Source organism: Butyrivibrio sp. VCB2001, from assembly GCF_000423965.1.
Taxonomy (GTDB): domain Bacteria; phylum Bacillota; class Clostridia; order Lachnospirales; family Lachnospiraceae; genus Butyrivibrio.
In genome coordinates this window covers 175289-199235 of sequence record NZ_AUIZ01000006.1, presented here as the reverse complement: position 1 = coordinate 199235, position 23947 = coordinate 175289, and the positions used below count along the sequence as shown (strand labels likewise).

Here is a 23947-nt window from a genome sequence, read left to right as displayed (position 1 = left end):
GTTGACGTTCTCTAGTGCCGTTACGACTATCAGTTCTCTCCTCAGAACGCTCATATTTCTCTGCTTTAAGTTGTTCTGTGGACTCAGCTTTTAAGATACTGTTAAGGCTGTCCTGTAAAAGCTTTTTAAATGCATCATCACGATTAGATGAAAGTAACTGTAGTATTTCTTCTTGGTTTAAAGTAATATTTAGTTGAGCCATTGAGCTATACCTCCGGTTAATTGGTTGTGGTGACTTTATTATACCTAAAGGTGAGCCTTTGGCTCTTTTAATATTAATTTTTGAATTTACACCATTATATGGACATTACTTCTTGTGTCTGATTTTGTCATGTCACGGAGACCATATCCTTCCATTTTGCCACAAATTCCCTAAATCAAAAAACACCCATATCGGCATAAGCTAGTTTTTGCTGATATGGGCATCATATACCACCTGTATTCATTTCTTAATCAGCTTGGAGAACTCCAATGCCTTACCCACATCTCCGTCCACCTTCAGCTTACCTATCGTGAATGCTGCGATCGGATCAAGCTTACCACTGATGAGCTTGTTGAAATCATCAGACTTCATCGTGATTGCGCAGTTTCTGTCGTGATAGTCATAAGGTTCTACATTAACTTTATGGTCCTTGACCTCAACGTAGAAGACTCCGGGATCACAGTCTGTGAGATTGATCTGTACTGCAAGAAAATCTACGCCAGATACATCGGCGGTTTCAGCCATTTTTCTGACTTTGGATAATACAGTTTCGAATTTCATTTGCACAATCCTCCTTCTCGTATTAATGGAGCATACGGGACTTGAACCCGTGACCCCCACACTGCCAGTGTGATGCGCTCCCAACTGCGCTAATGCCCCAATTCGTGATTATTTATATTATATCACTAAAGTGTGCTCCTCCGTCGGATCACAGAATTTCATCCACATATTTTTCAAGATATGTATCCTGTGCATCAACCAAATCCGCTCCCGCCAGCAGTTTTACCAGCATTTCAGCAATCTGCTCGGATAATACCACCACCTTATCGCTCATATTCAGGTTATCAGGCATATATCTGATATGCTCCCAAGCTGATAATGCGCAATTTGCTTCAGCAAGCTCTTTTACCAGTCTGCTGAACCTTCCGCCTGAGTCAAGCTCTTCCAGCGCCCTGTACGTCCACTTGTAATATGGCGGATAAACTCTTTTTAAAAGAAAAAACAGCTCCATTGCAGCCTGTAGCCCTGTTGCCTTGCAGATCTCAGCAGCAACGGTATCTTTTCTGGCCATGCATCTTGAATAATTAACCTGAAGTGATGAAGCGAACCTGTGGAGTTCATTTGCTATTCGCTCTCTCCATATCTTTTCCGGATAATAATCAAGAAGGGTCTTCCTAAATGCAGAAAACTTACCAAGATCATCCCTAAAGATTTCGCCATTCACAGCAGTTGCAAGGCAGGAATGATCCAGCGCTCTCCACACATCATCAGTAATAAGGTTTTCTTCAGCGTCAATTTCGGTCCCAAGAACGTACGAATAGAAGCCGTTTATAGTCATGACGCCTCTCCTCTGACGAAGTCTGTCAGTAAGATCAGCCCCGGGAGTACTGTCTACCAGCTCGTTATATGCTATGGAAAGAAGTCTTCCAAACCGGTGAAAATCCTCCTCAGATAGCCAGAGGCAAACTCCGGTTCCGAAGTCGTGATCCCTGGAAATAAAGTCATCAAAACCAAAGCAGTCGGACCCTTCTCCCGAAAGTCCAACTGCTATATGTGATTCGTATTCAGCAAACTTCTCATGGATCATAGGCGCAACCTTATTCTCAAAAAAGCGCCTGCTTTTGTCGAAAATCTCTGAATTCATAATCTGTACGTTTATCTTACGCCTCAATTCGTGATCTTATCGGTCACAAGCTCTGCCCATGCAGGGATAAAGCCAGCTCCGAGCGCAACCTTTTGTGAAGCTATGTGGCCCATGGATGTTCCGTAATATGGAAGATGTCCGCTTTCAAGTATATCATTCTTAAGAAGCGACACCAGTATCTTGCCGATTCCAAGCCTTCTTCCGGCAGGCTCGACATTGATGCCGATCTGCCACATAAGCGGACTATCCAGACTTGCTCCTGCCATTCCGAGGATGACTCCATCCTTGATTGCTGCGACACCGATTATGTCAGGCGCTGTTTCACAGAAGGTAAAAGCCTCATAGAATCTGCCATCGTCCCTGAACTGCTCTATCTCTTTTCCTCTATACCACTTAATATCGTAGCCTTTGGTATCGACTTCAGAGACAGTTTCTGAAATATAGAACGGATGCGCCATTCCGATCTGATATCCGTCCTGCGCAAAGCGTTCATTTAACTTGCGCATGTTCTTAACTTCCAAAAACCACTCAGAACCCTTTTCGGAATAGTTCTCTCTGCACCACTCTACGATGTCTTTTCTCCCTGTGAAAAGAATCTTTCCATTCACCAGAACAAGCTTAAGATAGCAGTCTTCCTTCTCATGATATCTACGCCTGCCCTCAATAAAGCTATGCTCAGTAAAATGATTCTGCTCATCAAGAACGTCTTCCGGGCTGCAGCAATAGTCTATAGAAAGCTGTCTGCATAATATGTCGTTCATATCTTCGCTCCCATTGGATAAGTTTAAACCATTATAACATTGAAACTTACCTCCGTACGCAAAGAGTGTGCTCCTTATTCATATCATGATAAATATACACGTTGTCCCCGGAAACGTCGTAAGACGCAATAACCATCCGGAACTCATAGTATTCCGAAGTCTGCTCCGAAAACTCATTTTCATATTTCTCAAGTAGCGAAGGCTCAAAGGCAAGCGTCTTCCCATTCTCAAAAATCGCCGTATAAAGAATTCCCGCCTCTACAAGATCCTGGAAAAAGTGGCTTCCGTAGGACAACTCAGGATTGTATCCAACCTTAGAATCTGCTATCTCACAGACTGCATCGAACTCACTGATATCCGCAAAAGAAGTGGGTACACCGAGCTCGGGAGACGTCGTACCGACTCTTCCCGGCACCATCAGGAGCATGTGCTTTCCTTTACCTCTCATCTCCCAGTTTATGTGACCGATGGCTTTTGCTATCTTATTCTTGTCCTGATAGGGCATGCTGTAGTATTTGACGGGATCCACGTAGACGATTCTGTCCAGTTTTTCAGCCCTGGAAAGTCCCATCGCAGAATTTCTGCACTCAAAAAGCACATTCTCGCCCGCAATATCCTCAGGAATCTCCATGCTCTCAGTGTCCTTAAACACCTGAAGAGGCCTGCATTGCAGGATATTTATCACATAGTCTCCGCCTTCAGAAAAATTCATGGTAAATTCTATGTCTACCGGATACTGATATTCCTCCTGGATAACATGCAGAATTTCCTTCATCTGCTCCATGAGCGCTTCTTTCCTGACAATTCCCAGGCACGAGATAAACTCAATATCCCTGTCCTCACCTCTGTCCCTGAACATCCGCTCAGTGTCGGTGTCGTGCTCCAGTAAAAGCCGCCTTAGTGAAAATGGCATGTACTTCTCTATATCATCAAGCGATATCCTTTCAAGCTTCCTGGATGCCCTGTTCATAACTTCAAGTTTTCTCTGCGAGTACTGATGCTTTTCAATGGAGTTCCTGGCATTGGTGGCAAGTGGCTTATCAAGACTCACAAGCCTCGGATATGAGCCTTCCGTCCTGTCTACAGCCGACGTTCCAAGCCCCATGACAAGCCTTAGCATTCCCGCCGACTGATCCAGAGATTCCATAAACTTGTACGGACTGTAGGAATAACCAACCCCCGCAGCGCATGGCATGTAGAATTCACCGTAGTAAGACCCTGAAACCCTCTGCACCAAAAGAGCCATCTGCTCATCTCTATCCTGCAAGCCTCTTCTGCTGCGATAATCAAGAGCAGACCTGCTCATAGTGCTGGCATAGACAGTCCTTATGGCGTTCTCCAGCTCCTCGATGCGCTGCTCCATACTGCCTGAATTTGAGCAGAATACCGACTCGTATTTGCCCGCAAACGCATTCCCGAATCCGTCCTCCAGTATCGAGCTGGACCTGACGATTATAGGGTCCTGACCGTAGTATTCAAGGAGTTTAACAAACTGCTCTTCCATTTCTCTGGAAAAAGAGCCTTTAAGGAGCCTCTCAGCAAATTCATCAGCCAGGGAAAAGAACTCTTCTTTAGTCCTCTGCCTTATCCGAAGATCCCAGAATTTGTTTTCAACAATATATGTGTAAAAGACATCTGAACCTATATAAAAGGAATCGTGAGGCTCCAGATATTCAAATGTTTCCGGCATCCTGTGCTCAATTATCTTTCTTGCAAGCAGCATTCCACAGGCTTTTCCGCCGATCATCCCCGTTCCTATCATGCGCTCTTTTACAGAAAAATAATCTTCCGGGGTAAAAAGCTCTTTTACCATGCTGCGAAGCTTCTTATCACGGGTCATCATGATATTGCACATTCGTCCGCAATTATCGCTGACATCTGCGCCTGCCTTATGCATAACTCTTGTTATGTTAAAAAACCTGTCCCAGCTATCCATGTTGTCGGAGTCAGTCACAGAGCCGGTCTTGCCCAGGACCTGATAGAAATGACTGGCCATAACTCCATCCAAAATAGGATAAAAATCTCCGTTTTCCGGATTATAGATATGTGGCAGGAACATGACCTCCGAGTACCTGTTCCAGACCTTGTCGGGCCTTACATAGATGTTCTTTTTATCAGAATAAACATCCAGAAACAGCTGCGTTGTATCCCTGATCTTGGCTATGGCCTGAAATGAGTGTTTGCCTCTGATAAGCGGGAAGAACGCCACCGTATCAAGGATAAACAGATACGGGCATGTCACCTGGAAGAAGTTACCCATCATAAGATCTGTAGCCCAGGCTGTCTGAAGGTCAGAAAGGCAGTCAAAGACATAGAATGCATCCCGTCCTTCTTTGCTGATGATCTCATGGATCTCCACAGTAAAGTTCTCAAACCTGTGGTTTAATTCAACATGAACAATCTTAAGTCCCTCCTGCTCTTCCAGGAGTGGTTCATGGGATGCAAACCTGATGTAGATAAGATTTCTTTTGTCAGCTATCGCCTGCTTGACATAGGGCTGTACAAAGAGCTTGAACTCTTCGAGGTCGTCAACCCTCCATACAACGTTATCGCCAAGCCTGATGTTGTCAAAAGCTTTGTCCATCTGCATAATTCCGGAACACACTCTGTCAAATGCTGCCATAGTACTACCTCCCGTGACATGACACGAATTTGATAAATAAAAAAAGACAAAGACGCTCTGAATAAAAAGCGTCTTTGCCTTCATCAATATTATATATCTTCTGACATTTAAGAATCAATTAAGAATTACGCAAGAGACATCTTAAGACTTATTAATTTTATCGCGGTAAAGTAAGTATAGTAACACACGTAAACGATTAAGTATGAGGGATAACGTTATGATTAAAAAATTATTGGGAAACAAGAGATTACTTATAATAATCGCCGCTGCCATCGCAGTACTCACAGTAGGTGGCGTTTCAATCAGTTCTAACGCAGCAATGTCAGTAAGCGCCTACGTCGTTGATAAGGGCGTCATCGACAGTGAAGTTGAGGTTAACGGAACCGTTGAGAGCAATACAGACCGAAGCTACTATTCGGATGTAACTGCCAAGATCGCTACCATCCATGTAAAGGAAGGCGATTTTGTTAAAAAAGGCGATCTCATCATCTCCTACGACCTCGAGGAAATTGAGCAGCTTGAAACCATGGCAGAGCTCAAAGCCCAGGCCGATCTTGGAAGCTACAACAATTCCATGCAGACAGGCGGCCGTACAGCAGGTCTTTATTCAGAGGCCAAGACAAATCTTGCGGTTCTTGACCAGCAGATAGCTGACACACAAACAGCCATTACAAATACCCAGAACAAGCTGGCTCAGAGGAAAGCGGATCTTGCAGACTTTGGTGCCAAGCTCCAGATATCTCTTATCGACTGGGCCGACAAGCCTGATTCCGATGAGTACGAGAACCTTCAGAAGCTTGTTCAGACCAATGCTTATGAGCAGCAATACGCTGACGACATCGTACAGATGCAGGAAGAGCTCAACGCTCTGAACACTCAGCTTGCAAACTACAAGGAATACAAAGCAGAAATGACAAGCCAGAAAGCCAGCACCGTCATGGGTCTTATGACCTCCGGCGCCAAGGATCAGCTCGCAGCCGTAAAAGAATCCAATGAGCTCGCCACCTCCCTTGAGCTCGAGGATTATGCCAAGGCAAAAGAGGGAATCCGCGCCGAGTTTGACGGTGTTGTGACCCAGATCGATGCCACAGAAGGTGGCAGCGTTGCCAAAGGCGCAAAACTCCTCACCTTAAAGTCCATATCTGATATAGTAATAAAAAGCAGTGTAAACAAGTATGATATAGTAAACATTGAAGAAGGCCAGCCAGCCACAGTAAACATCAAGAATAAAGACTATGAAGGCAAGGTTTCAAGAATCGAGCGCATGACCAAAGACTCCGGAACCGGCACAGGTATCGGCATTGAGATAACTTTAAATGACCCTGACAGCGACATTATCCTTGGACTTGAAGCCAAATCGAGGATCCACACTTCCGATCTCACCGATGTTACCCGCATTCCTCTTGAGGCCCTCAACGAGGATGAGGAAGGCAGCTATGTCTTTGTCGCAAGAGACGGCAAGGCGGAAAAAGAATTTGTCGAGTGCGGCCTTAGAAGCGATGATATGGTCGAAGTTAAGTCCGGCATTGACGAAGGATGTCTTGTGGTATGGAAGGATTCTGTGGAAATAACCGACGGAATGGGCGTAAAGGTGAATAAATAATGTCAATAGAAAAGCAGAAAATACTAAGTGCAAAAGATCTTTCCAAGACCTTTTCAAATGATTCCGTGCAGCAGCACGTACTGAAAAACTTGAATATTTCTATATACAAAGGGGATTTTACTGTAATCATGGGTAACTCCGGATCCGGTAAGAGTACTCTCCTATATGCTCTCTCCGGTATGGACAGGCCCAGCATGGGCACCATAACGTACTATACTGACGAAGACGGCACAGAGACTGATATATCGAACTTCAGCAACGACAAGCTAGCTATGTTCAGGCGCGATCACGTGGGCTTTGTTTTCCAGCAGAACTACCTCAATGACAGCATGAGCGCCCTGGACAACGTCATGGTCTGCGGCCTTTTAAAGAACACCGACAGAAAGGCTCTCGCAAACAAGGCAAAAGAGCTTTTAGAGAGCGTAGAGATCGGAGAGGCCGACTTCCGCAAGTTCCCCACCCAGATGTCCGGTGGCCAGCAGCAAAGAGTTGCGGTGGTCAGAGGCGTTATAAACAGTCCGGAAGTTCTTTTTGCAGACGAGCCGACAGGCGCCTTAAACTCCCAGAACACAGAGAACGTCCTGAACATCCTCTCAAACCTCAATAACGAGGGCCAGAGCATAGTAATGGTAACGCATACCATCAAAGCCGCCGAGCGCGGAAACAGGATAATCTACCTCTCAGACGGAATTATCAGTGATGAAATCGACCTCGGTCCCTACGCCGGGGATTACAAGGATGTGTCCAACCCTGATCTTGAACACGCTAAAGAGCGCCATCAGCGCCTTAAGAATTTCCTTCAGGACATGGGCTGGTAATCCTTACCTTTTTGAAAGAGGAACATACAGTGTACAGATTTTTCTTTATTGCTAAGAACAACATAAAAAAGCAAAAGAGCGACATGATCACCTTCTTTATCCTCTCCGCTCTCTCTGCCCTTTTTATCTTTATAAGCGCTTCTTTCCTGGCCGATACAGGAAAGGTTGTCGATACCAACAGAGAAAAGATAAACTCCGCCGACATCTTCGCATTATGCGGACACAGCGAGCCTGTCATAGCCAAGCTCGAAGAAATAATAAAAGGCAATGTTTATCTCAAAAACTATGAGACTGAAAATTACATGGAATGCAGCTCAAAATACAGATTAAAGGGCTCCAAGACCTGGATCGAATACCCCTTCTACATCAGCAGTTACGAAAAAGAAATGAAGATCCAGACACTTAGTATCGATGCATCCGGGTTTTCGGGACATGATGTTATAATCCCGATTTCGCTGAGTACCACCTTTGATATCGGCTCCACTCTGCAGCTTAAGATAGGCGATAACGTCTATGATCTTAACGTAGCAGGCTACAATGAGGACAATCTCTTTTGCTCACCCCTGAATATGGGAATCTACAAAATGTATGTATCTGATAAGCTCTATGAAACCATACTCTTTGAAAACCCAAAGGGTGCCCTTGAAGGCCGTTACTTAAAGACACAGCTTACAGATACTGCCAAAAAGAAGCACATTGATACAAATGCACTCTCGGATGAACTTGGCGACGATCTTATGAACTGGTACAACGAATACTCCAAAGCTCATCCCGATGCCGAAATGACCAGTGTCAATATTGTTCCCGCTGAACTCATGAAGACAGGTTCCATGATCCTGCCTATGGTCTTTGTGATAATGATCTTCCTTTTTGCGGTGATCATGCTTACAATAGCGATTGTTATTATAAATTTCAGTGTCAAGAACTTCATTATGACAAACATGAAAAACACCGCTATCATGGAGGCTTCAGGCTATACCGTCAGGGAACTGGTACTGATTCTTTTATGCCAGCTTCTGCTTGTGGCCGGAATCGGAGCGTTTATTGGAATTGTTATCGGCGCGCTTCTCATAGACAAGATTGGAATCATCATTCTTATAACTCTGGGTCTTAAGTGGAACCAACCCGTGAACATCACTGTGGCACTTGGCGTATTCTTAGGAATTTGCCTGCTCGTTGCTCTCCTTACCGTCTATCTTGGACGAGAGTACAGCAAAGTCAGCGTTTTATCAGCCTTAAGAGGCGGCGTAAATACGCATAACTTTAAAAGAAATCTCTTTTCCTTCGACAAAACGGCTCTTCCGATCGCAGTTACTCTCGCTCTAAAGGATACCTTCGGAAGATTCAGAAACCAGCTCGGAGTCATCTTTATCATGATGATCCTCTCTATATCTACCATCGTTGCCTTCGGCATGATGGATACCTACGGAAATGACGCCGGTGTGCTGGAAATGGGTGGTTTTGATGTATATGACGCATTCTTCTCAGGTGATGAGGCTATGGAGAACACCATCCGGGGCCTTAAGTGCGTAGAAAACACCAGGCGCGAGGTCTGGATGAGCGTCAACTACTATTACAAGAGAAACAAGCAATCTATCACCACAAGGTCTTTTTCAGATACATCGACGATTGTGGGCGGATCAATTATTGAAGGCCGCTGGCCAAAATACCCCAACGAAGTCATGCTGGCCACCAATACCTCCATGAGGCTTGGCGCATCAGTTGGCGACGTGGTAATGGTCAAGAACGATATGGCCGAGGAATCCTATATTGTATGCGGAATATCCCAGACCATGAACAACATGGGAATGATGGCCTTTATGACAACAGAAGGCCTCTCCAAGGTCACAGCCCTTCCGGAAACCATGCAGGTCTGCGTCACTTTTAAGCCCGGTGTGACCTTTAAAGAATTTGAAAAAGAGTTTAAAGACCTCTATCCCGAAGAGACGGTAACAGACTATCAGGAGGCTGCGCACCAGACGGTTGGCCTTATTACAAGCGGAATGAAAGCTTTTGCTTTCTTTGTAACGTTCCTTACCATCCTTATCGTGGCCTTTGTTGAGTCCCTGATCGTCAGGACCAATATCAACAAGCAGTGGAGGAATCTTGGCGTCAGCAAGGCCCTGGGCTTTACCTCCCGTCAGCTCATCGGGCAGGTGATGATGTCCAACATGCCTTCGATACTGATAGGCGTGTCGACAGGTCTTTTGCTCTCTCCTATCCTTGGCACCAAGCTGATGGTAGCGACCATGGCAATATTCGGATTTAAGAAGATCAACTTCAATATAGAGCCGATATCGTACCTTCTTACTGCAATTATCATCTGCGGAGTAGCTCTTTTGACCGCCGCATTCATGGGTCGCAGGATAAAAACCCTGGAGCCGGTTAAGATGATTACCGAAGAATAGGCACTTTGTGATACAATAATCCATACGGAGATAAACTATGCACTACAACTGTCTTATTGTGGATGATGAAACTGAACTTGCCAAGATGACTGCTGAGTATTTCAGGATGTTTGACGTTTCCACGGAGTTTGTGGACAGCGCCGCATCCTGCCTCAGTTTCTTTGATGATGGCAACACGGCAGATCTGGTGCTTTTGGACATTAACCTGGGCGACGGCTCAGGCTTTGATGTCTGCAAAAAACTTCGCGAAGAAATGCAGCTTCCGATCCTGTTTATAAGCGCAAGACAGAGTGATGATGACGTTTTGATCGCCCTGTCCATCGGCGGCGATGACTACATCAAAAAGCCCTACAGCCTATCGGTGCTGCTGGCCAAGGTCAAGGTAAACCTAAAGCGGATAGCCCAGCTGAAAAACGCTCAAAGCTCGGCGCCAGAAGCGGATGCACCTGCAGACACGGCTCAGTCCGGCAATGATAGCGGCTTTGCAATGGACAGTCCTACCATGTCGGTCATCATAGACGGCAACAGCATACCACTCAAGGCCAAGGAATACGCGCTTCTGGACTGCCTATACAAGCATCACGACACCATAGTCAGGAAGGAAGTCCTATTTGACGAAGTGTGGGGAGATACATATTTCAGCGACAGTACGCTAAACGTGCACATCAGGAAACTTAGGGAAAAGATTGAGGAGAACCCAAATGAGCCAAGGCTCATAAAGACTGTTTGGGGAACAGGATACATTTTAGAGCTGCCATGAAGAGTTTAAAGCGGATATTTATTTCTTTTACCATATTTATGCTACTTATACTGTTCCTGTTCTACACCCTGAACAGGAAGACGGTTTATGGCAAAAGAGATATCGTCTTTTACAACGATCAGCTCCACAAGGTCAGCAGCGACCTAGAAAGCGGAATGTCTGAGACCGACGTGGAGGACAAATACTCCTGTCACATCATTTTTGCAAAAGAGATCGACGATCCGGAGCTTTCCCAGCTCTACGCCTCAGGCGCTCTGGTGCTGGACCTTAATGTCGACGGTCAGTACGCCGGGAAAGTTGCCTGGAATGACAGGGAAGATAACTTTGATAATACCAAACATCAGATTTTAAAAGTCGCATTGGCACTGTGGCTGGCAGTGCTCATTTGTGGCTATCTTTTGCTGTTGTACATGTACACAGTCTTTTTAAAACCCATCGAAGAACTCAAAGATTTTGCAACAGATATCGCAAAGGGCGACCTTGATAAGCCCCTTCCCATCCGCAGAACAAATATGTTTGGCAGCTTCGTGGAAGGCTTTGATCTCATGCGTGAACAGCTAAAGCTTTCCATCGACAGAGAGCGCACAGCTGAGATTGCGCGAAAAGAGCTTATTCAGGGCCTAAGTCACGACATAAAGACTCCGCTGGCTGTCATCAATGCAACCTGCGATGTTCTGGACCTTAAATATTCAAGGAAATTAAAAGAGTTCTCTTCTGCCCCATCAGCTCAGGACAAAGACAGCTATATTACAGAATGTAACGATACTCTTGATAAAGTAAGAACCATATCTGCCAAGGCCGACACCGTTAGCTCGCTCCTAAGCGATGTTATGCATGCCAGCCTAGAAGACATGGAAAAGATAAGTATTAATGTCACCGAGGAAAGCTCGGTTCTCATCGAGGAAAGGATAAAGAGCCTCTCCTCCTTTGGACATATCATACTCGAAAACCACATCCATCCCTGCCTTGTCTACATGGACAGACAGCGCATGGAACAGGTAATCGATAACATCATCGGAAACTCCGCCAAATACGCCGGCACGGACATCACCGTGAGCTTCTCCGTAGCAGACGATATCCCGAATGAAAACGGCAAAAGCGAGAGCTTCATAAAGATCAGGATCCGCGACAACGGCCCAGGCGTCGATAAAGACGACCTTCCACTCATCGCTGAGAAATACTATCGCGGAAAGAACTCCACCGACAAATCCGGATACGGCCTTGGTATGTACCTCTGCAAGATGTACATGAACAAACAGGGCGGAGGCATGGAGTATTACAACGACAACGGTTTCGTTGTGGAACTGGTACTAAGGAAGGTATAAGCCATATATTTCCGGCCTTATCAGTCCTTCTTAGACTTCATATATCTGTCCATATCCTCTGCGATCTGCTTGGATACTGCAACTGCAGCAACAACTGTCTTGGCGCCCGTAACCACATCTCCGGATGCGAAAACACCGGGAAGCGAAGTTTCTCCGTTGGAATCTGTGGCAAGATTGCCCTTCTCGTTGAGCTTTAGGTCTTTTTCACGGGTTACGATCCTGTCCTGAGGAACCTGTGAAATTGCGATTATCACACTGTCAGCAGGAACCAGGCTTTCTCTGTTCTCATCATCTTTAAATACCGGTCCGTCGTCTTCGATCCTGACAATAGACTTTCTGTACTCAAATTTCACACCGTCAACCTTGGCATATTCAAATTCTTCGGGCGAAGCGCTGACTTCATCGCCTCTTACATAGACAACAACATCTTTTGAGCCGTGTCTTATGGCAGTTCTTGCAACATCCATGGCTGCATTTCCTGCGCCGATTATCGCAACCTTATCTCCAAGCTCGTAAACATCCGGGTTATTTAAATAGTTTATTGCGTAAAAGACATTTCCGAAGGTCTCACCGGGAACACCGAGCTTTCTTGGTCTCCAGGCTCCTGTACCGATAAACACACTCTTATAGCCATCATTTAAAAGGTCTTTTATTCCGGTGGATCCGCCGATGGAGAAATTGGGCCTGAACTTTATGCCCAGTTCACGCATCTTCTTGTAATATCTGTCCAGAATGGACTTAGGCAGCCTGAACTCCGGAATTCCGTAGCGAAGTATTCCGCCGATCTTGTCATGAGTCTCGAAGACAGTGATGGAATATCCCTTTAGTGCCAGTATTATCGCAATAGTGATCCCCGCAGGTCCTGCACCAATAACAGCTGCTTTCATTCCGTTTGAGGGAGCAGGCTTAAGATCAAGCCTCTCAAAACATGAGTCGGAAATGTAATTCTCAATCGAAGAAATGTGAACAGGCTCCCCTTTTATTCCTCTTACACAATTTCCCTCGCACTGATTCCCATGGTTACACACAAGAGAACATATCATGGAGAGCGGATTATTCTCAAAGAGCATCTCCGCAGCTTCCATCATCCGATTTTCCTTGAAAAGATGTATCATCTTAGGAATATTGGTGTGAATCGGGCATCCGTTTTCCCTGCATCTGGGGTTGGTACACTGTAAACAGCGATTTGCTTCATCGATAACATGTACAGACATATCATACTCCTCCACTTTATATAGCTTTTTGCTTCATGTTCCATTTATATCATTTGAACATATTCCTTGTAAGCGTTTACATTTGCATAAAAGTGGAATATTGTGTACTGTTTTACTTACTGTTTCCCTTTTCCTATAGTCTTAACAAAGAATCCAAATACATTTCTAACAAGTGGTCCGGCAAAGAAAATCTGCCAGCAGAGCGCCATCGGGAAGTTCAAAGCTGTTGTCTGAAGCCATACTGCTACGAATTCTGCGCCTGCGTCCTTGAACAGGATTGTTGCTACAAGGCTCATCAGTGGGCACATCAGGCATACTGACATCGCTGAGATAGCAAGTACAATCATGATCATCGGGTCTTTTCCCGGTGTAACAAATCTAAAGGCCAGTTTCTGCGCCAGTTTTCCAACAAACAAAAGCTCTAAAGCTACAGCTATAGGCCACATGATTATGATCTCTTTAAATGCTGCGAGGAACACGAAATTCTGCATTCCTCCTACGCTTAGGGAAATGTTGTAGCAGATCATTGCATAGACCATGACAAATGCCATGAACAGAGTGAAAATAACATCTTGAAACTTATTCTGTGGTAACATACCTGGGGTTCTCCTTTCATTGTCCAGGGGAAGACCAAAGGCGTGTTGTTCGTTATCACCACAGGGTGTGCGTTTCCAATAAATACCAGCTCAATATCTTCATATATTTTTTGCATCGAGTAGTGATTATAGCAGAAAATTTTTGGTTGTGTAATAGGGAATTTTAACTCAGCTTCGCAAGTATCTCAGCTGCTTTCTCACTGCCGTGTTTTGCTGCGTAGGAAGCCCACTTCCTGGCTTTTTCCAAGTTCTTTTTTCCGTCAAAAGAGCCTTTGAAGTATCCTTCGGCTATGGCTTCGGCTGCTTCTATGCTGCCCTTTCCTGCTTTGTCTATAAGATCTAATAAGTCTTGTTTACTCATGGTTCTATCTCTTTCTTTTTAATTTGCCCAGGTTACCGGATTTCCTTTTCTCTCAAGTGGCTCCCTGACAGGCTCTCCGCTCTCAGGATAGCCAATGATAAGTCCACCGGTTATCGTCTCGTCTTCATTAAGGCCATATCTGTACATGAATTTCCTAATTTCTTCGTTCTTGTCAAGCCAGTGAAGCTGATTGATCCAGCATGATCCAAGATCCAACGCATTGGCAGCTATCATCATGTTTTCCAGAGCACAGGCACTGTCTGCCATAGCATTTCCATAGTCCTTTTTATTGGCGGTAACAATATAAACCGGAGCTCCGTAATGGAAAACGTAGCCACCTTTCCTTGCTGCATTTATAGAGTTCTTTAACGAGATATAGGTATCTTCTTTGATCTCCATTTTTGCGAACTCTCCGCATACCAGCTCCGCCATTTCAGCAAGTACTGCTTCATCCGTAAACACAATAAAATGTGTAGTCTGGCTGTTTGAGCCGCTCGGAGCATATCTTCCTGCCTCAATGACCTTGTTTATCAGCTCCTTATCCGGAATCTCTTTCTTGTATCTCCTTGTACTGCGCCTAGTTAAAATAGCTTCTAATGCTTCCATTATGATGCCTCCTTAGCCATCTCCGAGTTAATAAGGTCTTCTTCTGCAGCCATCGCCTGAAGTGTCATTGTAAGCAGCTTATCAAGCTCCCAGCCAAGCTGCTGTGCACCTCGCTCAATTACTTCCCTTGAACAGCCGGCTGCAAAGCCCTTGCTCTTATACTTTTTCTTAAGAGACTTAAGCTCCATGTCCTTGGTGCTCTTTGACGGTCTCTTGAACTACCACCACCGTCTATGACGGAAGTGGATTCCTGCTTCAGCCACCTGGGTTATTATTTCGCACAGGAAATATCCTGGTGAGTTTTCCCCACGGTGTCCACAGGCGTTTGGTTCCCGTAGTCCCTACGGTACCTATATTTCGTTTATGCTACTGAATGCAGCAAGGTTTGTCCTTTACTCAGGATATTTATCGCAGCATTTACGTCTCGGTCATGCATAGCCTTGCACTCAGGACATGTCCATTTGCGGATACTAAGGGCTTTGGTTTTCGGCTCCTTGTGTCCACATATATGACAGGTCTGTGTTGAGGCATAGAACCTTGGTACTTTTACAAGCATGCCACCATGAAGCGCCATCTTATATTCGAGCATTGATATGAACTTTGACCATGATACATCACTTATGGATCTTGCAAGTCTGTGGTTCTTTGTCATCCCTGCTATATTTAGGTCTTCAATACATAGAAGGGAACACTTCCTGGCAAGATACGTGCTCTCTTTATGCAGAAAGTCATGTCTTGTATTTGATATCTTTTCATGAAGGCGTGCAACCTTGAGCTTCTGCTTACGCCAATTTGAAGAACCTTTCTTCATACGTGAAAGACGACGCTGTTCTCTGACTAGCTTATTCTCATATCTGTACAAGTATTTGGGATTATCTTTCTTTGTCCCATCGTCCAGGATATAGAATGACTTAAGTCCCAGATCAAGGCCATGCTCATTTCCGTCATTGCGTTTTGTAACAACAGATGATGCTATCTTTACCGTCAGTGATACAAAATACTTCCCCGAAGGCTTTTGTATTAGGGTGGCATTTTCTATTATTCCTGGAACCTGACGAGAAAGCCTGATCTTTGTCCAGCCAAGCTTAGGAAGATGAATGTACCTATTATCGGCAGATATCCTTATGCCATCAGCTTGATTGCGTGTCCTGAATGAGATCCCTGTACTTTTCTTGGCATGGTACAAGGGATAAGAAGCATCCCCATGCCAGAAGTTTTCAAAGGATCTCTGGAGGTCTTTGAGCTCCTCCTGAAGTGCCATGGAGTCAGCCTGCGCCAGCCAGGGGTAAACAAGCTTTAAGTACTTCAGGTCATTTGCACAGGCATTGTAGTTCATACTGCGGTGCTGAGTGCGCCATGCAAGACTTCTCAGGTTTAGATAGTAGTTGTGGACGAACCTACAGCAGTCAGCAGTAATCTGTGCTTTTGCTTTTTGTAAGTCATTGGGAAATATGCGGTACTGATATCTGAGGTAGATATACTCATCCATAGAAGCTGCTCCAAAACTTGTCTTATGCTAGTATTATAGCACTTTTGCAGCTCTTTGGCAAACATATGTTCTCGCATTACAAAATTTAAACATCAGTGCGATTCATCCCACAACCGACTTCATCGGAAGGGGTTTTTTCGCACGTTATTATAATTCCCTGTCCGAGGCCATCAGTATGCAGTTCCAGCCCTGCGGACAGTTGATGATCTTAGTATTCTTATAGATTTTCTTTAGTATCGCCTGACATAAGTGAGTCTGCATTGATATGACTCCCTCGGATTCGTTAAGCATGTTGATAGCAAGAATGCCATCGGCTCTTGTTATCTGATATGTCAGCTTGAGCACTCCCTCTGAGAGCAGCTCTTTTACCGGCTTTCTGCCCTCAAATGCGTCAAACACAATAAATTCATACTTCTTGGATTCACTCCCAATTTCATCAGCGGCTATTTCCAGTGCAAGCTGCGAGATATGCTTTATTCCGTCGCCAACAACTGCTCTTACTCTGTCATTCTCTGCGAACGAGAAGAACTTGCGCGCCAGATCCAGCATCCGCGCATCCTTCTCAACAACAGTCATCCTGCCACCGGGCACACAACTTATATAATACCTTGGAAATGCCATCCCTCCGCCGCCTATCAGAAGCGCCTTATCAAGCCCCTCATAGAAAAGAGATATCTCTTTTAACGACTGCATATAGTAAAACAGCGGGTCTGTGTCCCCATTCTCATCGAGATACACCCCTGATTCCCGCACTCCGTCATACAAAAGAAGCCTTACCGGCCTCTTATGCTCGATCCTGTCGAGGATTACTATGTGCCCGTCATCTGACTGATAAACGGTTTTCGGCGCCACAGCCAGCCTGAGCATTTGCATAAATGTCATGTTTTTTGCACTCATATAGTCATTATGCTTTTTCTGCAATCAAAAATCCACCCCCATTATATGAATGGGAGTGGATTCCTTTACTTAGTAAAGCTCTTTACTTAGTTTCTACCGATACATCAGCACCTGTGATGTTGATGTTCTTGTTAACCTTTGCATCATAGGTTCCGGCACGCATGATCTCTGTGAAATCAACGCCTGTAGCCTCTGACATGGTATCAAATACCTGTTTCATGACAATTGGCATATTTCCTGAAATCTGTGATGCTCCATTGGAGCCGTCTCCTGTACCATAGATATTGATCTTGTCGATCTGTGAAAGAGGTTTTGCAATCTCAGTCTGTGCAAGAACTCTCGCATCGTTGGCAGCCTTATCGGCTTCAGCCTGTGCGATTGCTACATCCCTGTCGGCCTGAGCCTTTGCAATAGCAGCGTCCTTTTTGATCTTAGCGGTATTGTCCATACCAAGATCACTGATGAGACCATTTTCATCTGTAACATTCTGGATGTTGCAGGAAAGAATCTCAATACCAAGCTTACTCATATCTCTTGAAGCTTTTTCCATAACCTGATCTGAGAAGCTGTCTCTGTCAGTATTTATGGTCTTAAGAGCAAGTGTACCGATGATCTCACGCATGTTACCCTGCAGAGAATCCTGAAGGTCCATTGTGATCTGCTCAGGATCCTTATTCAGGAAGTTCTTGGCAGCCAGCTGTATGGACTCTGTGTCTGTTCCAATCCTTACCTTTGCTACAGCATCTACGTTTACATTGATGAAATCGTTTGTGGGTACTGACTGCTCAGTCTTGATATCAACAGTCATCTGTCCAAGATACAATTTATCGACTCTCTCAAAGAACGGAATCTTTACTCCTGCGCGTCCGATCAGGATTCTGGGGTTTCTCCTCATACCGGATATGATATATGCTCTGTCTGGAGGAGCCTTTACATATCCTGCAACAATGATCAGGATGATAAGCGCGATCATTGCAAATAATAAAATAGCCTGTAGTGTCATACAATCTCCTCTCTTTCTTAGGCCTTTGGCCTAAATGTGATACTTAAGTTTTTTAAGTATCGTTTGTTGTTAAAGAAATTATATGAAAGCCCGGTATTACAATACATACCGGGCTTTGTGAATTACATTATTATATTTTCCAAAACAAGAAAAAATGAGTCACTGTCCACAAGACAATGTAAAAGAGTCTGCTCCAACCTTGAGTTCAGCCGTCTCTCCCATAAGCAACGGATAATTTATATCCCCGTGTCCTGCAGGAAATCCAAATGCAACCGGAACATCCAGTTCCGGAAGGAATTGCCTTGAGATCATATCAGCAATAGATTTGTACTCTCCGCCTCTGTTTTTTCCGCTGTAATCGCCCAAGTCCGAAGGTAGCTCTGTCCATTCGCCAAACACTATGCCTGATGCGCCATCAAGCACACCTGCATGCTTTAAGATCGTTAGATATCTGTGAATATGCTGTACGTCCTCACCCACATCTTCCAGGAAAAGAATGTACGGCTGTCCTGACTTTGTACAATCATAGGCAGAATCAATGACCGCGGTAAATGTAGACAGATTGCCACCTATAAGTATTCCCTTGGCCTCGCCTTCCTTGCAGTAAGTGCCGCTATCGCATGTATATGTCGGAACTTCACCTTTAAGGATTTTTTCTTCTGCTTCAACGCAGCTATCAGGCAATCCGTTAAACGTTCCGCTCATGCAGGCATGTATTGAAGCAACATCTGCATTTGTCCATGCTGAGTGATAAACTGTTATGTCACTGTAGCCTATGATCAGCTTATTAGATGTCTTAATGATATCCTCCGGGAGCACATCCGCAATCTCAGATGCTCCATATCCTCCTCGAACACAGAAGATAGCCTTTATCTCAGGATCCTCCAGTGCCCAGGTGAGGTCATCCAAAATATCATCAAGAGTGCGTGTCTCTGCGCAGACATGCTTTCCTTCAACCGGCTCATATCCCCAGGCCTTCAGTCCTTCTATTGTAGAATCTACCTGCTGTCTGCTTGGCAGCGCCGAAGGCGAGATAACGGCGATCTTATCAACCTGCGCAAGGAACAAATCCTTGTATTTGCCGGTATACTCCCGGTACTCCACCGTTGTCTTTGTGTCTTCGCCTTCTGTTATAAACTCTTCTTCCTGGTTTCCGGAAGGTTCCTGTTTCGTGCAGGCAACTAACGATAACATAAGGGCACATGCTACTGACACTAATACGATTCCTTTGTTCTTCTTAAACATAATACTTACCCCCTGTTTGTTTAGCATAAACCCATGTTAACAATGTCTGCATCACACTTCTGTCACAATGAGTCACTGGGGGTGCTTCATCAGCTTACATATTCATAAGCTTGGATTTAAGGAGCTTGTAGATTATCTCATGTCCGGCGTCGTTTGGATGAAGACCGTCAGGGCAGTATCTCTCTCGTATGAAATCTTCCTGAGGCTCAATACCGCTCTCTTTATAGAGATCAACTACAGGAAGTGCATAGTACTGGGCAACTTCACGGATCACTTCAACGTAATCCAAAAGAGTACCCCAGTTGCGAACGCCGACCTCATTATATACCCTGTCTTCCTCTGTTCTGTGAAGCGGAGTCATGACTATAACTGTTGCTCCGGGATATTTCTTTAAAACCTTCTGATACAGATCATGCAAAGCGCCATAAAATGTATCGGGTGTGCGATCGCTCATATGGCCTTTAGCTGCATCTCCATGACCATAGTCATTAGTTCCGCCAAAAAGCACGACAACATCTGCGTCCTCATCCATTGCATCTACTCTGGATGCAAAGTACTGGTCCATAACAACATCGTATGGAACCTGCTGATTTGCTATTCTTGTTCCACCGATTCCATAGCCTCGGCAGATACAGCCATCCTTCTCAAACCTCCTCCAGTAGAAGTTCTGCGGATCAGATACTCCATGACCTTCTGTGATGCTGTCCCCGAGAAAATTGATTTTTAATCCCTCTAACTTCATTTCCTTTTACTCTCCTCCAAAAATTAAAACCTTCTATCAGGAATTTCTAATTTCCTAATAGAAGGCTAATATTATTAAATGTCTTTTTCAAGAGCTAATTTTATTCAGCTTCAGCTGCTACACAGGCATTTACCCATTCGATGAAGTTGGTTGTGGAATCGCCGTCTCTTTCAGCTGTTGTGTGCTCCTGGCCCCATACAAAGCTATAATCAACCTCTGAACCATAGTTCTGGAGCGCAAGAACCAGATTGGCCTCAGTATTAACCGCAGTATCGCTCTGCCATAATCCGGTATTTATGCGGAAGTACTTAGCAACATTTGATGTACCGTACCCTTCTGAACTTGAAAGCAGGTAGTACAGAGGCGAATACATATTTAATCTGTAATCTACTGTGTGTCCGAGTTCATCTTCCTGGCTTAAGTCCTCTTCAAAATCCGCAACGTAACTTGATCCCAGCTCGCTCAAAACTGACACAAGCATTGAATCAAAGTGAGCACCTTCTCCGTCTCCATATCCAAAGAGAGTATTTTCACCCTGTGACTCATCAAGCTGGTCAAATGCTGCGATGCCCTTGGAAGCTGTCTTAACCGCCTCTGCAAAATCAGCAATGCTTGTGATTGTCGCGGTATTAGTTGCCTCATCGTAGGTTACCCATGTTTCGTTTGCGTTCAGTGCATCTATATAATCCTGTGCGGTTTCGAAGGTTCCGGAAATTGAAACACCTGAATTATTCTCAGTTCTTGATATATTGTCTATAGCAGTGTAATCAACTTCGCCGGTCTCTGCACCGCTTGCCATATCACCGCCGGGCATCTCGCCTTCAGGTTTCTCGCCCTCAGGCATTTCTCCGCCCGGAGCTCCATTTCCGTTTCCGGGACCACCGTTTCCACCGCCGGGACCTCCGTTTCCTCCATTAGGTCCCATTCCGGCCTGATGTCCCTGACTTGAAGAATCTGAATCATACGGGAACGTAGTATCTGCAAGGAAATTGTTCAGCGACTCCTCAATTACGCTAACCATGTATTCATAATAGCTTCCAGCCTGATATCTTCCGTCTTCGCTCTCTTCCAGGGTAAGCGCATTTCCCTCTGAATCTGTAAGCCCAAGACTATTTATATATTCAGCATATGCAACAGTGAGGCCATCTGAAATGCTCTGTTCCTCATCAGTAAGACCTGATCTAGTTGTTCCCATCATCCACTCATAGGCTGCATCAGCAGAATCAAGTGATGTGATAGGACACCATCCCATGGATCCAAGCACAGAATCGCTGACTCCCATAACAGCTCCGATTGCCTCAAGATAGTCATCATAGAGCTCAGAATCACCTGTCACTCCTAAAAGAGCTGACTGCGCACCACCACCTGACATACCAAATGTAAAGATGCTGTCCATATCTCCTGCGATATTGCCATCGTTATACCTTATATAACGTATAGCTGCTTTAAGATCGGTAACACCGGCCGGTGCTCCGGCATCTCTTCCTCTGCATCCTGCATGCACATAGATGTATCCTGCATCTGTATACTCTGATGCGCTGCTGTACTCAGTCATTGGAGACTGTGCTGAATATCCGGGTGTATTTACGGGGAACACGATTGGTGCCGTCTCTGCAGTATATCCGTTTATTTCAGCCGTAGTATTCAGCGTACATGTATATGTTCCGTCTCCATTGTCCGTAGCATCCATGTAAGCTGCCGGAACAATTATCGCCAGTTCCTCATACTCTGTATCAGCCGGATTCTCACAATACTGAATTCCAAGCTGGTAGTATACATTGTCCTCTTCATTGTACTGCCATTTTGTATTATCTATTTGAGGCAGATTTGTTACTATCTCTGATGTTTCTTCTGCTGAGTCCGCATCTGTTGTGGCCTCTGTGGCTGTATTTTCTGCACCTGCTGATTCCGCCGTGCTCTCCTGCGTAGTGCTTACCTGTGTTTCTGTTGTTGCACCGCTCCCACACGCTGTAAGAGCAACTGAAGTGCCCAGAATAATTGCCAAAATAATCTTTCTATTGATCATTGATCATTCCTCCTAAAATGTTTGCTCGTCTGAAAGCAATAATATGCATCCAACTTAAAACGTACTTAAAAGAAAGATTAAGAATTCATATACTTTTTCCCACAGTAAAGCGTCCACGTGATAAAATAGAAAACAGTGAATTGCGATTTGATAAGGAGCTTACCAAAATGGGGAACACGAACGATAACATCATCGAACTCAAACACATCAACAGGATCTTCGAAGATGGCTTCAAGGCTGTTGAGGACTTTAATCTGGAGGTAAAGCGCGGGGAATTTGTCACCTTCCTGGGACCTTCAGGCTGTGGCAAGACCACGACTCTTAGGATGATCGCCGGCTTTGACATGCCGACCTCCGGAGATATCCTTTTGAATGGAAAAGACATCTCGCAACTGCCACCGTATGAGAGACCCATCAACACGGTGTTCCAGCGCTATGCTCTGTTTCCCCATATGAATATATTTGATAATATCGCCTTTGGCTTAAAGCTAAAAAAGCTTCCGGCAGATGAGATCAAGAAGAAGGTCAAAAAGGTCCTGGAGCTGGTTGACCTTGAAGGCTTTGAGAAAAGAAGCGTTTCCACCCTCTCAGGTGGTCAGCAGCAGCGTGTAGGTATCGCAAGAGCGCTGGTCAACGAGCCTGAAATCCTGCTTCTCGACGAGCCTCTTGGCGCTCTTGATCTCAAGATGAGAAAAGAGATGCAGATAGAGCTTAAGGCTATGCACGATGAGCTGGGCATCACTTTCATCTACGTAACCCACGATCAGGAAGAAGCTCTTACCATGTCCGATAAGATCGTAGTCATGGCAGAGGGCAAGATCCAGCAGATCGGAACTCCGGAAGATATCTACAACGAGCCCAAGAACGCCTTTGTTGCAGACTTTATCGGCGAGAGTAATATCTTTAACGGCATTATGACCGGCAGCATGCAGGCGCGTTTTGCAGGTGGTCTGTTCCAGTGCGTCGATGATGTGCCTCAGGGTACTCAGATCACTGCCGTTGTACGTCCCGAAGATATTGAACTTGTAGCTCCCGGAGACGGACAGATCCGCGGAAAGGTAACATCTGTTATCTTTAAGGGAATGCACTATGAAATAACCGTTCAGTCCGGCAGATATGAAGTTGTGATCCAGAACACCAAGTCTGCAGAAGTAGGCAGTGACGTTGGCATCAAGGTTGAGCCTGATGGCATCCATATCATGCTTGCCGAGAACCACACCAACTTCTTCCACGTAGACATGAACAGAAATCACCGTCTCGAGTTCAATAATAAAGAGCTTGATGTCAGCCTGACTCAGCTCATCAAAGGCAGCCGTAGAAATGAAAATCACGAGCTTTTGGACGAGCACGGAGAGGTCATTGATCCAGACAAGATACATATTGTCGCAGCTATAGAGCCCGGCGACATACGCATGATAGATAACACTGATGACGAGCAGGTACTGGTAGAAGGCTTTATCAGCAACCTTATTTACAAGGGAGACCACTACAGCTACGTTATCAACACCGATTTCGGGCAGGATTTCATTGTTAATGATGAATATCTCTGGAATATGGACGACAGAGTCGGCCTTATCCTGCCTCTTGATAAGATGAAATTTACCGTTAAGAAATAAGGAGGCG

21 protein-coding genes, 1 tRNA gene and 1 pseudogene are annotated in these 23947 nt (G+C 45.0%); 6 read left to right on the top strand and 17 right to left on the bottom strand.

Translation table 11 applies throughout. The annotated features are described in order from the left end of the window. The 6 genes from G589_RS0108875 to G589_RS0108850 form a co-directional block, all read right to left on the bottom strand. The coding region (locus G589_RS0108875; RefSeq protein ID WP_026521873.1) for a transposase at nucleotides 1-202 on the bottom strand (202 nt) is incomplete at its 3' end. Nucleotides 203-442: 240 nt separating this feature from the next. Then, nucleotides 443-763 (bottom strand): SCP2 sterol-binding domain-containing protein, encoded by a 321-nt coding sequence (locus tag G589_RS0108870; protein WP_026521872.1) that lies wholly within the window; start codon nucleotides 761-763, stop codon nucleotides 443-445. Nucleotides 764-789: 26 nt separating this feature from the next. Further along, nucleotides 790-862, bottom strand: a tRNA-Ala gene (locus G589_RS0108865). Between the two features lie 49 nt (nucleotides 863-911). Further along, entirely contained in the window at nucleotides 912-1847 is a 936-nt protein-coding gene (locus G589_RS19375; RefSeq protein WP_051192276.1) for a DUF4037 domain-containing protein, read from the bottom strand. Nucleotides 1848-1870: 23 nt separating this feature from the next. Next, the gene (locus G589_RS0108855; RefSeq protein ID WP_026521871.1) at nucleotides 1871-2608 is read right to left on the bottom strand and encodes a GNAT family N-acetyltransferase; all 738 of its coding nucleotides are present in this window, start codon (nucleotides 2606-2608) and stop codon (nucleotides 1871-1873) included. 46 nt (nucleotides 2609-2654) lie between these two features. Continuing rightward, on the bottom strand, nucleotides 2655-5231 hold the full coding sequence (locus G589_RS0108850; RefSeq protein WP_026521870.1) for a PEP/pyruvate-binding domain-containing protein: 2577 nt from the start codon (nucleotides 5229-5231) through the stop codon (nucleotides 2655-2657). A gap of 217 nt (nucleotides 5232-5448) precedes the next feature. Between G589_RS0108850 and G589_RS0108845 the strand changes: the two genes are divergently transcribed. Genes G589_RS0108845 through G589_RS0108825 form a run of 5 tightly spaced genes read left to right on the top strand, consistent with a single transcriptional unit; the run spans nucleotide 5449 to nucleotide 12145 of the window. Beyond that, nucleotides 5449-6834, top strand: a complete 1386-nt coding sequence (locus G589_RS0108845) for an efflux RND transporter periplasmic adaptor subunit (protein WP_026521869.1) — start codon at nucleotides 5449-5451, stop codon at nucleotides 6832-6834. Beyond that, nucleotides 6834-7652, top strand: coding sequence for an ABC transporter ATP-binding protein (locus G589_RS0108840; RefSeq protein ID WP_035775719.1), 819 nt, complete (start codon nucleotides 6834-6836; stop codon nucleotides 7650-7652). Before G589_RS0108845 ends, G589_RS0108840 begins: the two co-directional genes overlap by 1 nt. A 29-nt stretch (nucleotides 7653-7681) precedes the next feature. Further along, a complete protein-coding gene (locus G589_RS0108835) occupies nucleotides 7682-10060 on the top strand; it encodes an ABC transporter permease (RefSeq protein WP_026521867.1) in 2379 nt (792 codons plus the stop codon). Between the two features lie 37 nt (nucleotides 10061-10097). Next, a complete protein-coding gene (locus G589_RS0108830) occupies nucleotides 10098-10820 on the top strand; it encodes a response regulator transcription factor (protein ID WP_026521866.1) in 723 nt (240 codons plus the stop codon). After that, entirely contained in the window at nucleotides 10817-12145 is a 1329-nt protein-coding gene (locus G589_RS0108825; protein WP_026521865.1) for a HAMP domain-containing sensor histidine kinase, read from the top strand. The genes G589_RS0108830 and G589_RS0108825 overlap by 4 nt, the downstream gene beginning before the upstream one ends. 20 nt (nucleotides 12146-12165) lie before the next feature. Here G589_RS0108825 and G589_RS0108820 read toward each other — a convergent pair whose 3' ends face one another. From G589_RS0108820 to G589_RS0108770, 11 genes and pseudogenes are all read right to left on the bottom strand, one after another. Further along, nucleotides 12166-13359: an NAD(P)-dependent oxidoreductase gene (locus G589_RS0108820; RefSeq protein WP_026521864.1), complete on the bottom strand. Its 1194-nt coding sequence runs from the start codon at nucleotides 13357-13359 to the stop codon at nucleotides 12166-12168. 116 nt (nucleotides 13360-13475) lie between these two features. Continuing rightward, nucleotides 13476-13955, bottom strand: a complete 480-nt coding sequence (locus G589_RS0108815) for a DUF2798 domain-containing protein (protein WP_026521863.1) — start codon at nucleotides 13953-13955, stop codon at nucleotides 13476-13478. Nucleotides 13956-14118: 163 nt separating this feature from the next. Then, nucleotides 14119-14316 carry a hypothetical protein gene (locus G589_RS0108810; RefSeq protein ID WP_026521862.1) on the bottom strand — a complete coding sequence of 66 codons (198 nt, stop codon included), beginning with the start codon at nucleotides 14314-14316 and terminating at the stop codon, nucleotides 14119-14121. Between the two features lie 18 nt (nucleotides 14317-14334). Further along, nucleotides 14335-14922, bottom strand: a complete 588-nt coding sequence (locus tag G589_RS0108805) for a nitroreductase (protein ID WP_026521861.1) — start codon at nucleotides 14920-14922, stop codon at nucleotides 14335-14337. Beyond that, nucleotides 14922-15134, bottom strand: a pseudogene (locus G589_RS0108800) (hydrolase); the annotation flags it as partial. The pseudogene G589_RS0108800 and the gene G589_RS0108805, both read right to left, overlap by 1 nt. A 149-nt stretch (nucleotides 15135-15283) precedes the next feature. Beyond that, nucleotides 15284-16411 (bottom strand): RNA-guided endonuclease TnpB family protein, encoded by a 1128-nt coding sequence (locus G589_RS0108795; RefSeq protein WP_035775717.1) that lies wholly within the window; start codon nucleotides 16409-16411, stop codon nucleotides 15284-15286. Between the two features lie 147 nt (nucleotides 16412-16558). After that, nucleotides 16559-17293 carry a spermidine synthase gene (locus G589_RS0108790; RefSeq protein ID WP_196811862.1) on the bottom strand — a complete coding sequence of 245 codons (735 nt, stop codon included), beginning with the start codon at nucleotides 17291-17293 and terminating at the stop codon, nucleotides 16559-16561. Nucleotides 17294-17390: 97 nt separating this feature from the next. After that, nucleotides 17391-18311 carry a flotillin family protein gene (locus G589_RS0108785; protein ID WP_026521857.1) on the bottom strand — a complete coding sequence of 307 codons (921 nt, stop codon included), beginning with the start codon at nucleotides 18309-18311 and terminating at the stop codon, nucleotides 17391-17393. Nucleotides 18312-18470: 159 nt separating this feature from the next. Further along, complete coding sequence (locus tag G589_RS0108780; protein ID WP_026521856.1) at nucleotides 18471-19556, bottom strand: S66 peptidase family protein; 1086 nt, start codon at nucleotides 19554-19556, stop codon at nucleotides 18471-18473. Nucleotides 19557-19650: 94 nt separating this feature from the next. Then, a complete protein-coding gene (locus G589_RS0108775; RefSeq protein WP_026521855.1) occupies nucleotides 19651-20298 on the bottom strand; it encodes an SGNH/GDSL hydrolase family protein in 648 nt (215 codons plus the stop codon). A 100-nt stretch (nucleotides 20299-20398) separates the two neighbouring features. Next, entirely contained in the window at nucleotides 20399-22324 is a 1926-nt protein-coding gene (locus tag G589_RS0108770; protein WP_026521854.1) for a subtype A tannase, read from the bottom strand. Nucleotides 22325-22491: 167 nt separating this feature from the next. On the opposite strand from G589_RS0108770, the gene G589_RS0108765 reads away from it, so the two are divergent. Further along, nucleotides 22492-23940, top strand: coding sequence for an ABC transporter ATP-binding protein (locus G589_RS0108765; protein ID WP_026521853.1), 1449 nt, complete (start codon nucleotides 22492-22494; stop codon nucleotides 23938-23940). Nucleotides 23941-23947 lie beyond the last annotated feature (7 nt).

Coding starts and splice junctions, on each gene's coding strand:
- G589_RS0108850 (WP_026521870.1), bottom strand. CDS start 5,231: ATGGCAGCATTTGACAGAGTGTGTTCCGGAATTATGCAGATGGACAAA.
- G589_RS0108780 (WP_026521856.1), bottom strand. CDS start 19,556: ATGTTTAAGAAGAACAAAGGAATCGTATTAGTGTCAGTAGCATGTGCC.
- G589_RS0108855 (WP_026521871.1), bottom strand. CDS start 2,608: ATGAACGACATATTATGCAGACAGCTTTCTATAGACTATTGCTGCAGC.
- G589_RS0108805 (WP_026521861.1), bottom strand. CDS start 14,922: ATGGAAGCATTAGAAGCTATTTTAACTAGGCGCAGTACAAGGAGATAC.
- G589_RS0108815 (WP_026521863.1), bottom strand. CDS start 13,955: ATGTTACCACAGAATAAGTTTCAAGATGTTATTTTCACTCTGTTCATG.
- G589_RS0108810 (WP_026521862.1), bottom strand. CDS start 14,316: ATGAGTAAACAAGACTTATTAGATCTTATAGACAAAGCAGGAAAGGGC.
- G589_RS0108770 (WP_026521854.1), bottom strand. CDS start 22,324: ATGATCAATAGAAAGATTATTTTGGCAATTATTCTGGGCACTTCAGTT.
- G589_RS0108775 (WP_026521855.1), bottom strand. CDS start 20,298: ATGAAGTTAGAGGGATTAAAAATCAATTTTCTCGGGGACAGCATCACA.
- G589_RS0108795 (WP_035775717.1), bottom strand. CDS start 16,411: ATGGATGAGTATATCTACCTCAGATATCAGTACCGCATATTTCCCAAT.
- G589_RS19375 (WP_051192276.1), bottom strand. CDS start 1,847: ATGAATTCAGAGATTTTCGACAAAAGCAGGCGCTTTTTTGAGAATAAG.
- G589_RS0108790 (WP_196811862.1), bottom strand. CDS start 17,293: ATGACATTTATGCAAATGCTCAGGCTGGCTGTGGCGCCGAAAACCGTT.
- G589_RS0108870 (WP_026521872.1), bottom strand. CDS start 763: ATGAAATTCGAAACTGTATTATCCAAAGTCAGAAAAATGGCTGAAACC.
- G589_RS0108840 (WP_035775719.1), top strand. CDS start 6,834: ATGTCAATAGAAAAGCAGAAAATACTAAGTGCAAAAGATCTTTCCAAG.
- G589_RS0108845 (WP_026521869.1), top strand. CDS start 5,449: ATGATTAAAAAATTATTGGGAAACAAGAGATTACTTATAATAATCGCC.
- G589_RS0108820 (WP_026521864.1), bottom strand. CDS start 13,359: ATGTCTGTACATGTTATCGATGAAGCAAATCGCTGTTTACAGTGTACC.
- G589_RS0108830 (WP_026521866.1), top strand. CDS start 10,098: ATGCACTACAACTGTCTTATTGTGGATGATGAAACTGAACTTGCCAAG.
- G589_RS0108765 (WP_026521853.1), top strand. CDS start 22,492: ATGGGGAACACGAACGATAACATCATCGAACTCAAACACATCAACAGG.
- G589_RS0108825 (WP_026521865.1), top strand. CDS start 10,817: ATGAAGAGTTTAAAGCGGATATTTATTTCTTTTACCATATTTATGCTA.
- G589_RS0108785 (WP_026521857.1), bottom strand. CDS start 18,311: ATGACACTACAGGCTATTTTATTATTTGCAATGATCGCGCTTATCATC.